This is a genomic window from Pseudomonas sp. NFACC41-3 (genome assembly GCF_900109505.1).
Classification (GTDB): domain Bacteria; phylum Pseudomonadota; class Gammaproteobacteria; order Pseudomonadales; family Pseudomonadaceae; genus Aquipseudomonas; species Aquipseudomonas chlororaphis.
The window spans coordinates 248858-262077 of the sequence record NZ_FOAE01000005.1 but is presented as its reverse complement, the minus strand read 5'-3'; the positions used below and the strand labels follow the sequence as shown (position 1 = coordinate 262077).

Sequence of the window (13220 nt, the reverse complement as noted above, 5' to 3'; positions counted from 1 at the left end):
CCGGGCCCCTTTGCCTGGCGTCACCGGACTCTTGGGGGAGGACCATCATGTACAAGCGCAGCAGCACCGCCGGCCTGCTCGGCTTCACGCTCACCGCCCTGGCCATGGCGATCGCCAGCGAACGCTTGAGCGCCGCCGAAGCCGACTCGAGTAAAACCACCGAACACCTGGAAGTGGTCGGCCAGGCCGCGAGCATCGACCAGGCGCTCAAGGAACAGCGCAGCGCCGACAGCATCAAGAGCGTGGTGCATGCCGACGGCGTGGGTCAGTTGCCGGACGAGAACGTCGCCGAAGCGGCGCAGCGCCTGCCGGGCATCAGCGTCGAGCGCGACCAGGGCGAAGGGCGCTTCGTCAGCGTGCGTGGCCTGGGCCCGGACCTCAACAGCGTGACCATCAACGGCACTCTGGTGCCGGCCCCGGAAAGCGAACGCCGCGCCGTGGCCCTGGACGTGCTGCCCTCGGAGCTGGTGCAGTCGTTGTCGGTGATCAAGACCCTGACCCCGGACATGGACGCCAACTCCCTGGGCGGCACAGTCGATGTGCAGAGCCTTTCGGCCTTCGATCACAAGGGCCTGTTCTACACCGGCAGCAGTGAAGCCAGCTACGACCGGAACACTCACCAGACCAGCCCGAAATTCTCCGGCGCGGTCAGCGACCGCTTCAGCCTCGGCGACGGCATCGACAACTTCGGCGTGGCCGCGGCCCTGAGCTGGCAGAAGCGCGACTTCGGTTCGGACAACGTCGAGACCGGCGGCGCCTGGGACTTCGAACAGGGCGCGAAACTGCAGGAGTTCGAACAGCGCGACTACGACATCAGCCGCGAGCGCGCCGGCGGCGGCCTGAACTTCGACTACAAGCCGGACGACCTCAGCAGCTACTACCTGCGCACCCTGTACAGCCGCTACAAGGACAGCGAGACGCGCAACGCCGCCAGCCTGGAGTTCGCCGAGCCCCAGGCGGCCGGCGAGCTGGGCGACGCCGAAGGTAAACGCAAGCTCAAGCAGCGCGAGGAAACCCAGGAGATCCAGTCCTACGTGTTCGGCGGCGAGCGCATGTTCGGCCTCTGGACCCTCAGCGGCCAGGCCGGCTACAGCCGCTCCAGCGAAGACAGCCCGGGGCACATCGCCAACGCGGTGTTCGAAGGCAACGACGACTTCGCCGACAGCGGTTTCTACGACAAGGACAAGCCGCGGCCGATCGTCGGCCAGGGTTTCTACGACCCGGCCAACTTCAGCATGGACAAGGTCGAGTGGGAAAAGCAGCGCACCACCGACACCGAGAAAAACCTGCGCCTGGACCTGGCCCGCGACTACGACCTCAGCGGCTATGCGTCCCAGGTCAAGTTCGGCGGCAAGGTCAGCCGGCGCAACAAGGACAACGACCTCGACGCCTGGGTCTACAAGGACTTCGACGAACTGGGTTTCAGCGACGAGCAGCTCAACCTCGACCGCTTCCGCAAAGGCAGCGTCGACTATCGCCTCGGCCGCTTCGGCCCGGGCATCAGCGGCGGCTCGATCAAGCAGTTGATCGGCGGCCTGGACCGCGATGCGTTTTTCGACGAAACCGAATCCCGGGTCAACGACTTCAAGATCCGCGAAGACATCAACGCCGGCTACCTGATGAACACCCTCGATATCGACGACTGGCGCTTTATCGCCGGCCTGCGCTACGAAGGCACCGAGTTCGAAGCCAAGGGCACCGGCGCCACCGACGGCGAGTTCCAGTCCACCGCGACCAAGCGTCGTTACCACCACTGGCTGCCGGGCCTGCACGCGCGTTACCAGCTGGACAAGAACACCCAGGTGCGCGCGGCCTGGACCAAGGCGGTGGTACGCCCGACCTTCGGCCAGCTGGCGCCGGGTTTTGTCATCGACGATGACGAGGCCAGCTTCGGCAACCCGGACCTCAAGCCGCTGGAGTCGAGCAACCTCGACCTGGGCATCGAGCACTTCATGGGCCGCGCCGGCACCGTCTCGGCCTTCGTGTTCTACAAGGACATCAAGAACTTCGTCTACAACACCGACCTGGCCGGCACCGGCGCCTGGACTGACTTCGCCGAGGCGCACACCTTCGCCAACGGCGACAGCGCCAAGCTGTACGGCCTGGAACTGGCCTACTCGCAGAAATTCGACTGGCTGCCGGCGCCGTGGAACGGCCTGCTGCTGGGGGCCAACGCCACCTTCAGTCGCTCCGATGCCGAGATCAAGGGCTTCGACGCCGCCAGCGGGGTCAACCGCAAGCGCAGCATCGACCTGCCGAACCAGTCGGACACCGTCGGCAACCTGATGCTCGGCTGGGAAAACGACACGCTCAGCCTGCGCCTGTCGGCCAACTACAAGTCGGACTACCTCTATGAGCTGGCCTCGATCAACGACAAGGCCCACGACCTGCACGTCGATGCCCAGACCTTCGTCGATTTCAGCGCCCGCTACTCGCTGACCAAGAGCCTGCAACTGAGCTTCGAGGCGCAGAACCTCACCGACGAGCCGTACTTCGTCTACACCGGCCACCGCTCCTACAACGGCCAGTACGAGGAGTACGGCCCGACCTACAAGCTCGGCCTGACCTTCACCCACTTCTAACCCACACCGCACACGCTGTAGGAGCGAGCTTGCTCGCGAAGGTCTTGAACGATGACGCGGGCTGTTTGTAAGCACGCGGGGTCTTGAGGTTTTTCGCGAGCAAGCTCGCTCCTACAGAGGGCGGTTTGCCTGACAAGGATTTTGCCTGTTCATGAGAAGTTCCTACCTGTACCTGTTGATGGCTGCGTTGACCTGCGGCCAGACGATGGCCGCCGACCTGGCTCTGCGCCCTTGGGCACCGGCACTTGAGGCAGATGCCATCACCTTCCTGCCCAACGGCTCCGAGCGCCTCGCCGCGAGCAACCGTGACGGCCTGCTGTTGCTGGATGCCGAGGGGATCGAGCTGGCTCGCCTCAAAGGCAACTTCAGCAGCCTGGATACCCGAGCCGCCGGCCGCCAGGTGCTGGTCGCGAGCCTGGACAACGATCGCCAGCAGGCGCTGCTGGTCAGCCTCGATCCACAGAGCCGCCAGTGGGGCCAGCCGCTGTACCTGCCGGCGCGGGACTTCCCGGTCAACGGCTTGTGCCTGTACCGCGACGAGGCCAGCAACCTGTTCCTGTTCCTGGTGGGCGAGGAGGGCAAGGGCGAGCAATGGCTGGTGGGCGCCGGCGCCCAACTGAGCGCCACCGCGCAACGGGTGCGCGGCGTGCCGCTGCCGCCGGCGGCGCAGTTCTGCCAGGTGGACGATGGCGCCAATCAGTTGCTGGTCAACGAAGAGAACGTCGGCTGGTGGGCCTACCCGGCGCACCCCGAGGCGCAGGTCGAGCGGCGGCCGGTGGCCATGCGCGCGCCCTTCGGCGACATCGCCAAGGCCGCCGGCGCCATGGCCCTGGTGCCGGGCGGCGTGCTGGCGCTCGACCCCAAGGCGGCGCGGCTGCACCTTTATCAGCAGGGCGACCAACAGCAGGGCGAAGGCTGGTCGCCCAGGGCCAACCTGAACTTGCCGGGTCTGAAGGAGCCGGAAAACCTCGCCGTGCAGGCCAGCGCCAAGGGCCTGCAAATACTGTTGCGCGACGATGACGACGGGCAGATCTACCAGGGCCGGCTGGACTGGCAGGCCACCCCGGTGCCGCTGGCACCGGTGCTGCCAAATGTGCCGGCCCTGAGCCAGAGCGAGCCGGTGGGGCGCCAGGGCGACGCGGCGGACGACCCGGCGATCTGGATTCATCCTCGCCAGCCGGAGCTGAGCCGGGTGCTGGGCACCAACAAGAAACAGGGGCTGCTGGCCTACGACCTGCAAGGCAAGTTGCTCCAGGAGTTGCCGGTGGGGCGGCTGAACAACGTCGACCTGCGGGCGAATTTCAAGCTGGGCACCCAGGTGGTCGACCTGGCGGTGGCGAGCAACCGCGATCACAACAGCCTCAGCCTGTTCAGCATCGATCGCGCCAGCGGCGAGCTGCGCGAAGCCGGGGAGATCCCCACGCCGCTCAAGGAAATCTACGGTATCTGCCTGTTCCAGCCGGCCAGCGGCGAGCTGTATGCCTTTGCCAACGGCAAGGACGGCCGCTTCCTGCAATACCGCCTGAGTGCCGCCGATGGCCGGGTCCAGGGTGAGCTGGTGCGCCAGTTCAAGGTCGACAGCCAGCCGGAAGGCTGTGTCGCTGACGATCAGCGCCAGCGCCTGTTCCTCGGCGAGGAAGACGTCGGCGTGTGGGCGGTGGATGCCCGCGCCGACCAGCCGGCCAAGCTCGCCAGCGTGATCAAGGTCGGCCCGCAGCTGCATGCCGATGTCGAGGGCCTGGCGCTGTACCAGAGCGAGACACATGACTACCTGGTGATTTCCAGCCAGGGCAACGACAGCTATGTGCTGCTCGATGCCGAGCCGCCGTTCGCCTCCCGCGGGGCCTTCCGGGTCGGCCTGAATGCCGCCGCGGGCATCGACGGGGCGTCGGAAACCGATGGCCTGGAGGTCACCTCGGCCAACCTCGGCGGGCCCTGGAGCCAGGGCTTGCTGGTGGTCCAGGACGGCCGCAAGCGCATGCCCGAGCAGACCCAGAACTTCAAGTTCGTGCCCTGGGCCGAGGTGGCCAGGGCGCTGAAGCTGCCCTGAGCTGTCATTAACCGTTCATCAACATGTCATCGAATAGCCCCGGGGCCGCCGCGCATTGACGGCCCGGGCGCACAGACAAAGGAGTTTCACCATGCAGGCGACACTGGAACACATGACCATCTGGGGGCTGATCAGCGATGCCAGCCTGTTGGTCAAGGCGGTCATGCTCACCCTGTTGCTGGCGTCGTTGCTCAGCTGGTACCTGATCATCCAGCGCGGCAGCGTGCTCAAACGCAGCGAACGTCAGCTCGACGCCTTCATCCAGCGCTTTCGCGGCAGCGCCGAACTGACCCCGCTGTACCGCGAAAGCCAGCAACGAGCGGACGGCGAGGGCGGGGTCGAGCCGATCTTCCAGGCCGGTTTCCAGGCCTACAGCCAACTGCGCCAGCAGGGCGGCAACCCGGCCGGGGTGGTGCTCGAAGGGGTGGAACGTTCGCTGTACGTGGCCATCAGCGAGCAGGAAATCCGCCTGGAAAAAGGCTTGCAGTTCCTCGCCACGGTGGGGTCGGTCAGCCCTTATATCGGCCTGTTCGGCACCGTGTGGGGGATCATGAATTCCTTCCTCGGCCTGTCCCAGGTGCAGCAGGCGACCCTGTCCACCGTGGCCCCGGGCATCGCCGAAGCGCTGATCGCCACCGCCATCGGCCTGTTCGCGGCGATTCCCGCGGTGATCGCCTACAACCGCTTCGCCGCCCGTGGCCAGACCCTGCTGACCCGCTACTACGCCTTCGGCAACGAACTGCAGGCGCGCCTGCATCGCCAATTGCACGGCGCGTCGTCGAACCTGGCCGTCGCGGCCTGAGAGGAGAGTGCAGATGCTAGTCAGGCCGCAACGCAAGCACGGGCCCAAGGCCGAAATGAACGTGGTGCCCTATATCGACGTGATGCTGGTGCTGCTGGTGATCTTCATGGTCACCGCGCCGATGCTCACCCAGGGGGTGAAGATCGAGTTGCCCAAGGTCGCCAGCGAGGCCCTGGCCACTGACACCCGGCAACAGATCCTGACCCTGTCGGTGAAGGCCGAGGGCGGCTACTACTGGAACCTCGGCGGCGAGCTGGATACGCGCCAGCAGACCGACAGCGCGGTGGACCTCGACGAGATGCGCGCCAAGGTGGCGCAAATCGTCGCCGCGCGCAGCGATACCCAGGTCTACATCCGCGCCGACCAGGACGCCGGCTACGGCCTGGTGGTGGCGGCCATGGCGGCGTTGCAGCAGGGCGGGGTGAGCAACCTGGGGCTGGTGACCGAGGCCCCGCAATGACGGCGATGATCATGCACAGTCCGCAGCAGAGCCTCGACGATTTTTCCCTGCAACCCTTGCACAGGCACTGGCAGCCCCATGCGCTGGCCGCGGCCCTGGCGGTGGCGCTGCACGCCGGGGTGCTGGCGCTGCTGGTGGCGGGCTGGTCGGTGGAGCCGCCGGCCGCCGAACAGCCGGCGGTGTTGCGTACCCAGCTGGTGATGTTGCCGCCGACAGCGCCACAAGTGCCCGAGCCTGTGCCGGCTTTAGTCGAGTCCGCACCGACACCCGCACCACCGGAGCCGGTGCTCGCGGCCCCGGTCGAGCCAGTCAAGCCTGCTGTCGATCCGCAGCTCCAGGCGCGCAAACTCGAACAGGCGGCCCTGGCGCGCAAACGGGTCGAGGACAAGAAACGCGAGCAGCTGGCCGAGCAGCAGCGCGAGCGCCAGGAAAACCAACAGCGCAGCCGCGAAGCCGAGCAGCAGCGCCTGGCCCAGGAGCAAGCGCAACAGCAGCAGCGTGCCGAACAGGCCCGCTTGGCCGCCGAGCGCGCCCGGCAACAAGCTGCCGCCCAGGCTGCGGCCGACAGCCGCCAGTACCTGCCCCTGAGCAAGGAGGCCCCGGACTACCCGCAACGCGCCCTGGACAAGCACATCGAGGGCGACTGCACCGTGGAATACAGCGTCAACCCGCAAGGCCGGGTCGAGCACCCCAAGGTGCTCGACGGCTGCCATCCGCTGTTTATCCGCCCCTCGCTGGCGGCGGCCAACACCTTCCGCTACCAGCCGCGCATCGTCGACGGCCAGGCGGTGGCGGTGCCCGCGGTGCGCAACACCTTTCACTACCGCATCAAATAGCCCTGGCACCACACCTGGCCTCAGCCTCTGTAGGAGCGCAGCTTGCCCGCGATGAACGAGAACGCGGTGCACCGGTAGACCGCGTCGTCTCCATCGCGGGTAAGCCGGATCGCCGCCCGCTCGCTCCGACGTGTATCGAACAGAAACTTTCTCACTGTTTCCATTCGTATCCAGATTGAATGGCCAGTCGTTTTGCTAAGTAATCTTTAGAGGCGGTATAAGATGTTTTTTATATGAGGCGATTCTTAAAGTTTTATATAAGGCGTTTCTGAAAATAAGTCCGCTTTTTAAGTTTTGACAAGTTTGATGATATAAAGCTGACCCCACTTTCCAAGATGCTCGTTATCTCATGTCTCTTTATTTTTGGAAGCATTTTTTCGGGATTCTTGTGCTTGTCCTTTTACTTGTCTGTTCGAAAGCGCAAGCAAGCTGCACCATTAAATCTGGCAGTGTTGACGTCGGTACGCTCACCGCCAGATTGCCAGTGACACCGTCCGAATCCTTCGATCCCAGTGTTCCGGACGGCACGGTCCTGTACAGTTCAACCTCTCGAGGATCATCTCAGGGAGGGACAGCCGAATGCTCCGGACCTATTGGCCGTCTCGAGTATAGGGGGGTAGGGGCCGTGGGCCGGTTCAATACCTACGCGACTTCGGTTTCCGGTGTGGGTATTCGAATGGAATACTATCTTGCTGGATGGTGGCCAAAGTCACTTTCGACCAGCTCCACGAATTACCCTATGTACGATTACTACCCTTCCGTAAAAATCGAGTTGGTAAAAACCGGCCCTATTACGGCGGCGGGGCGGATGACCGGGCTTATCGGTACCTTTACGTCTATCGATCACGGCATCGACTTTCAGCGTTTTGTAATCAACGGCAATCTGGAGATCAAGCCGAGAGTGCCTACGTGCACCGTATCGACCCCCACGATCGCCGTGGGCATGGGCAAAGTACACGTCAATGCTGTGGCCGATAAGGGCGCTACCAACCCGGCACGTCCTCTGGAGATTCGTTTGCAATGCTCGGGCGGGGATGCAGGCGCTCACACCAGAATGTTCATGACCCTGAGCGACGCCGCCAATCCAGGCAATCGCTCCACTACGTTGTCGTTGCTGTCTGGCACTTCCGCCACGGGAGTAGGCATCCAGATACTGCGCAGCGACGACACGCCGGTCGGCTTTGGTCCCGACTCGGCGGTAGCTGGCAATCCGAATCAGTGGCAAGTAGGCGAGTTCGGTAACGGCCAGGTGACCATTCCGCTCAAGGCACGTTATATCCCAACCGGTGGCAAGGTCGGCCCTGGAACGGCCGATGCTGCCGCGACCTTCACCATGAGCTACCAGTAGCCGAGCGGAGGTTCTCCGTTCAGCGCTCAATCCAGTCATCCAGCACATCACGCGCCACCAGCGGACTGGCCTCAGCCCCAGTGCCTATCGGGAGGAGGGCGGTCAGGCGTAGGACAGGGGCGTGGCCCTTCACCGTGTCACTTCATGGGTGTCTAAACCCCCACAAATTGTGGTGCTCCGGGTAAACTCCGGGCTTTCTTCAAGGAGTCGCTATGAGTTACTACCAGCCGGGCATTCTTGCCACCCCCGTTCCGAGCCAGGCTCGTCACCTGTTTTTCGCCCTCGAATCCATCGAGGCGCTGCCGGCGGCGATCGATCGCTTGCTGACGCTGGTGGATGGGAAAACGGCGGTAGCAGGGTTTGGCGCGTCGCTGGTCAAGGCGCTGGGCGCCCGCGTGCAGGGGCTCAAGGCCTTCCCGGCGCTGACCGGGGTCGGCGTCGACAACCCTTCGACCCAGCATGCGCTGTGGGTCTGGCTGCATGGCGAAGACCGCGGCGAGCTGCTGCACCGCGGCAACGCCCTGGCGGCCGCCCTGGCCCCGGCGCTGCGCCTGGTGCAGATGAACGAAGCCTTCCGCCACAAGACCGGCCACGACCTGACCGGTTACGAGGACGGCACCGAAAACCCCCACGATGAAGCAGCCATCGCCGCGGCCCTGGCCCACGGCAGCGACGGCCTGCGCGGTGGCAGCTTCGCTGCGATCCAGCAGTGGCAGCATGACTTCAAGGGCTTTGCCGCAATGCATCAGGAGGAGCGCGACAACATCATCGGCCGCCGCCTGAGCGACAACGAAGAGCTGGACGACGCGCCGGCCTCGGCCCACGTCAAGCGCACCGCCCAGGAGAGTTTCACCCCCGAGGCCTTTATGGTGCGCCGTTCGATGCCGTGGATCGAAGGCGACAAGGGCGGCCTGATGTTCCTCGCCTTCGGCCACAGCCTCCAGGCCTTCGAAGTCCAGCTGCGACGCATGAGCGGCCTGGAAGACGGCATCGTCGACGGCCTGTACCGCATGAGCCGGCCGATCACCGGCGGCTACTACTGGTGCCCGCCGCTGCAGGATGGCCGCCTCGACCTGCGTGCTTTGCAAGCGGTCTGATCCGCGCTCATCGCTGACAAACCTTGCTCTTACAGAAGTGTGCTTTCCTCTGTAGGAGCGAGGAGGACGCCTGCTCCTGGCACGCGACGCCGACAGACTCACTTATGGCGTTATTAAGGTAAATACAAGACACCGGTAATGTTGAAAATATCTGCTTTTATTGCCTGAAGGCCATTGTCATATCTTATATACAGGGCTGATGCTTGGCGTTATGCAAGGTGAGCGGAGTTATTAAGACGTTTCTTAATTTTTTGTGTTTTTCTTTGGCGAAAATGCGGGGGGTGATATAAAGGTCGGCAAATTTTCTTGTCGGTCTTTACTGTATGTCTGTTTGTTCTGGAAGGTTGTTGTTTTGTATATCGTCTGTCTTCTTGTTTGCTTGTTTTAAGGTTAATGCAAGTTGCACCATCACGAGGTCGGATGGCGCTGTTGTTAATTCGCTTATCGTGACACTTCCACTGGCGGCATCTCAGCCTTTTGATCCGAATGTTCCTGACGGTACGGTTATATACAGCTCTTCAGGAGCGGGAACAGGGCTGGGAGGTAGGGCCAAATGTACCAGCGTAGTGGGTGATGTCCAATACAGGGGTATCGGGCCTGTAGGGAAGTTCAATACTTATTCAACTCCGGTTGCTGGTATCGGCATCCGCATTCGAGGAGGTATCAACACCAGTCAATGGTGGCCTCAACAAATGACAAGCCCTAATATTGACTATGGCCTAGGGACGGGATCAGACTTCACAGTGGAATTGGTGAAAACGGGGCCGGTCACGGCGTCAGGACAATTGACGGGGCTTATTGGCACAACTACGGCTATTGCTCATGGCTCGGATTTTCGCAGGATTTCAATTAGTGGCTCCCTGCAGATCAAACCGAAAGTTCCCTCTTGTTCTCTTTTGACTCCTAATATATCGGTGAGCCTTGGAAAAGTCTCGATCAGTTCAATGACGGGGCCAGGTGTTACTACTTCATCATCTCCGCTGGAGATTCGCTTGAAATGTTCAGGGGGTAATGAAGGCAGTACCACAAGAATGTTCTTGACCCTGACCGATGCTGTCAGTCCGGGTAACAGGTCCAGTAATTTATCGCTGCTGCCGGGGTCCGCCACGGCCTCAGGGGTGAGTGTGCAGATATTGCGCGGTGATGGCACACCGGTCAGCTATGGCCCGGACTCGGCGGAAACCGGCAATCCGAACCAATGGCAAGTGGGTGAGTTTGGCAACGTCATGGTGACCATCCCGTTCAAGGCGCGTTATATCCAGACGGCCACTAGCGTTCGCCCGGGGTCAGCCAATGCGGCGGCGACCTTTACCATGAGTTATCAGTAGACGGATGACTTCTGCCGGGCTTGCCCGCGATAAACGATGATGCGGTGTGCCAGGCAAACCATGCCTAGGCCTTCGCGGGCAAGTCGGATCGCCGCCCGCCCGCTCCTACAGCAGCCAAACGCTATCCAGCGGCGCTAGTGCGCCGCGGTCATGTTCGGCCGGCATGAATGGAAGATGTCCAGCCGCGGCTGGTACAGGCTGGTCCTGATCTCGAACAGCCCGAGCACCGAGTGGAACAGGTTGTCGTGGCTCAGGTCCGGCTCGCCGCTCTTGCCTTGCAGGCAGTCGCGCTGGATGCCCAGGTCATTCAGGGCCTGCTGGCCGAACCACATCAGCATCGGCACATGGGTCTGCGCCTGCGGCGCCAGGGCGTAGGGCGCGGCGTGCAGGTACAGGCCGTTTTCGCCGAGGGACTCGCCATGGTCGGAGACGTACAGCATCGAGGTGTCGAAGCGTTGCTGGTTGTGCTCGAGCAACTCGATGACCCGGGCCAGGAAGTGGTCGGTGTAGAGGATGGTGTTGTCGTAGACGTTCACCAGTTCCTCGCTGCTGCAACTGCCCAGCTGGTTGGTGTGGCAGATCGGGGTGAAGCGCTCCAGGCTCTTCGGATAGCGCTCGTAGTACTCCGGGCCGTGGCTGCCGTCGGCGTGCAGGACGATGATCGCGTTGTCGCCGAGGCGGTCGATGTACTGCTGCAGGTCCACCAGCAGGGCTTCGTCCAGGCAGTTCTTGCCGTCGCAGAAGGGGCTCGGCTGGGTCTTGGGAATGTCGCGGTTCGGCACCCGCAGGCAGGTGCCCTTGCAGTCGCTGTTGTTGTCCAGCCACAGCACCTGCACGCCGGCCCGTTGCAGTACATCCAGCAGGCCTTCGTAGGTTTTGCCCTTCTTGTCGCTGTAGTCCTCGCGGGGAAACATCGAGAACATGCACGGCACCGAGACCGCGGTCGAGGTGCCGCAGGAGTGCACCTGGGTGAAATTGAGGATGTCCAGCCTGGCCAGCTCCGGGTTGGTGTCCCGGGCATAGCCGTTGAGGGAGAAATGGTCGGCGCGGGCGGTCTCGCCGACCACCAGGATCATCAGCGACTTCTTCTCCCGGGCGCTGGCCTGGGCGCTCATCGCCGCGTCTTGGCCGATCGGCTGGATCACCAGGTGTTGCTTGATCCCCAGGCTCTGCTTGGCGTATTTGCCGAGGGCGTAGATGTAGTTGGTCGGGTTGATGAAGTGGGTCAGCTTGTCTTCTTCGCGAAAGATCGGCGCGTAGGTGGAATAGAAGGCGCCGACCGAGACCGCGATCACCAGCACACAGCCGGCGATCACCAGCAGCTTGTTCAGCAGGCCGCGAAAGAACGGCCGGTAGCGCACCGGGGTGCGCCAGATCAGCACCACCGGCAGCAGGCCCAGCACCAGCAGATAGCCCAGCAGCTTGAAGTTGAACAGCGCGGCGGCTTCGTCCGGGTTGGTCTCGAACACGTTCTGCACCATCACCGTGTCGATGGTGATGCCGTACTGGTTCATGAAATACGCGGCGGCGGCCGAGGTCAGGGCCACCAGGCTCAGCGCCGGTTTCAGGGTCCAGCGGAAGGACACCAGGGTCAGCAGCAGGGTGATGGCGGCCCACAGGAACAGCCCGAAGGAGGTAAAGAACGCCAGCTTGTGCAGGCCTTGCAGGCTGATCAGGTTGCCCAGGGCGTGCCAGGTGGCGAAGTTGTAGAGCAGCACCAGCGCCAGGGAAAACAGCAGCACCAGGCGAGTCGATGTGATTGACGCGAATCGCAGTCTTTTGCCCAAGACCATTTCAGTTCGTTCCTCCAGGGAGAGATCAAGACACCAGCAGTGGCCCTGCTGACTGTATACCGGCATTGGTAAAAAAACTGTCGAAAGGGCGCTGCTTTTCGTATCGGCTCACGCCGACCAGCGCCCGCCGGATTCAGAAGGTCTTCCTGGCACTGGCGACCCAGGTCGCGCCACACAGGTCGCTGAACCCGTAATTGTCGGTGCACTGGCTTTTCGACAGGTCGGTATCGATATAGCTCAGGCCCAGCACCACGCCCGCCACTTCGCGGGTCAATCTGGCCTCCCATTCGTGGTAGGCATCCTCGCCCTGGCCCGAGGCCGAGATCAATCGTGGGTCCTTGAAGTCCATCTCGCCGTAACGCAGCGCCAGCCCCAAGCCCAGGGGCAGCTCGGTTTCGTAGCCGAGGTAGCGGTACAGGGTGCTCTGCCGGCTGTCGATGCCCGGCGAGTCGCTGGAGTAATAGGCCGCCAGCGTGATCCCGTAGGCGCTGAAAATCCCGTAGACCTCGCTCTGGTTGAATTGCCCTTCCCTGGGGTAGCTGTACTTGAGGTAGCCCAGGTCGAGGCTGACCGCGTCGCTGGCCTGCCACAGCCAGCCGGCGTAGTAGTCGACTTCCTGGCGGGTCTTCAGGCCGCCGCCGAAATCGACGTTGGAGGTCCAGGCGCCCAGGTACAGGCCGCTGCTGTGCAGCAGGGTCGCCGCGGCCTGGGCGGCGGGGTCGTTCTGGGTCTGGGAAATGCCGCGGGTGCGGTAGTCGCTGGCCAGGGTCAGTTCCAGCTCCACGGCAAAGTCATCGTTCAAGGGCAGGGCCTGGCTGCCCGGGGGCAACAGGCTCAAGGCACCGATGGTGAACAGGCTGAGGGTCTTCATGTGGGCGTCCCGTATTGTTGTGATTGTTATGGGCAGGTTTCGGGCAAGGCTGC

10 protein-coding genes are annotated in these 13220 nt (G+C 63.1%); 8 read left to right on the top strand and 2 right to left on the bottom strand.

Annotated features, from left to right (window positions below):
- Window positions 1-47: 47 nt before the first annotated feature.
- The 8 genes from BMY68_RS22735 to BMY68_RS22700 all read left to right on the top strand — a co-directional run bounded on the left by BMY68_RS22735 (window position 48) and on the right by BMY68_RS22700 (window position 10503).
- Window positions 48-2582, top strand: coding sequence for a TonB-dependent receptor (locus BMY68_RS22735; RefSeq protein ID WP_085534214.1), 2535 nt, complete (start codon window positions 48-50; stop codon window positions 2580-2582).
- A 151-nt stretch (window positions 2583-2733) separates the two neighbouring features.
- Entirely contained in the window at window positions 2734-4632 is a 1899-nt protein-coding gene (locus BMY68_RS22730) for a phytase (RefSeq protein WP_085534216.1), read from the top strand.
- A gap of 91 nt (window positions 4633-4723) precedes the next feature.
- Window positions 4724-5434: a protein TolQ gene (tolQ, locus tag BMY68_RS22725; RefSeq protein WP_085534218.1), complete on the top strand. Its 711-nt coding sequence runs from the start codon at window positions 4724-4726 to the stop codon at window positions 5432-5434.
- 13 nt (window positions 5435-5447) lie between these two features.
- Entirely contained in the window at window positions 5448-5894 is a 447-nt protein-coding gene (gene tolR / locus BMY68_RS22720; protein ID WP_009044506.1) for a protein TolR, read from the top strand.
- Complete coding sequence (locus tag BMY68_RS22715) at window positions 5891-6730, top strand: energy transducer TonB (RefSeq protein ID WP_085534220.1); 840 nt, start codon at window positions 5891-5893, stop codon at window positions 6728-6730. The genes tolR and BMY68_RS22715 overlap by 4 nt, the downstream gene beginning before the upstream one ends.
- A 739-nt stretch (window positions 6731-7469) precedes the next feature.
- Window positions 7470-8078: a fimbrial protein gene (locus BMY68_RS29930; protein WP_175534866.1), complete on the top strand. Its 609-nt coding sequence runs from the start codon at window positions 7470-7472 to the stop codon at window positions 8076-8078.
- Between the two features lie 212 nt (window positions 8079-8290).
- Complete coding sequence (locus tag BMY68_RS22705; protein ID WP_085534224.1) at window positions 8291-9175, top strand: Dyp-type peroxidase; 885 nt, start codon at window positions 8291-8293, stop codon at window positions 9173-9175.
- Window positions 9176-9741: 566 nt separating this feature from the next.
- Window positions 9742-10503, top strand: coding sequence for a fimbrial protein (locus BMY68_RS22700; RefSeq protein WP_175534865.1), 762 nt, complete (start codon window positions 9742-9744; stop codon window positions 10501-10503).
- A gap of 134 nt (window positions 10504-10637) precedes the next feature.
- Here the strand turns inward: BMY68_RS22700 and BMY68_RS22695 are convergent, their stop codons facing one another.
- Both BMY68_RS22695 and BMY68_RS22690 read right to left on the bottom strand, forming a co-directional pair.
- Window positions 10638-12296, bottom strand: a complete 1659-nt coding sequence (locus tag BMY68_RS22695; protein WP_085534226.1) for a phosphoethanolamine transferase — start codon at window positions 12294-12296, stop codon at window positions 10638-10640.
- Window positions 12297-12429: 133 nt separating this feature from the next.
- Window positions 12430-13167, bottom strand: a complete 738-nt coding sequence (locus tag BMY68_RS22690) for a TorF family putative porin (RefSeq protein ID WP_085534228.1) — start codon at window positions 13165-13167, stop codon at window positions 12430-12432.
- Window positions 13168-13220 lie beyond the last annotated feature (53 nt).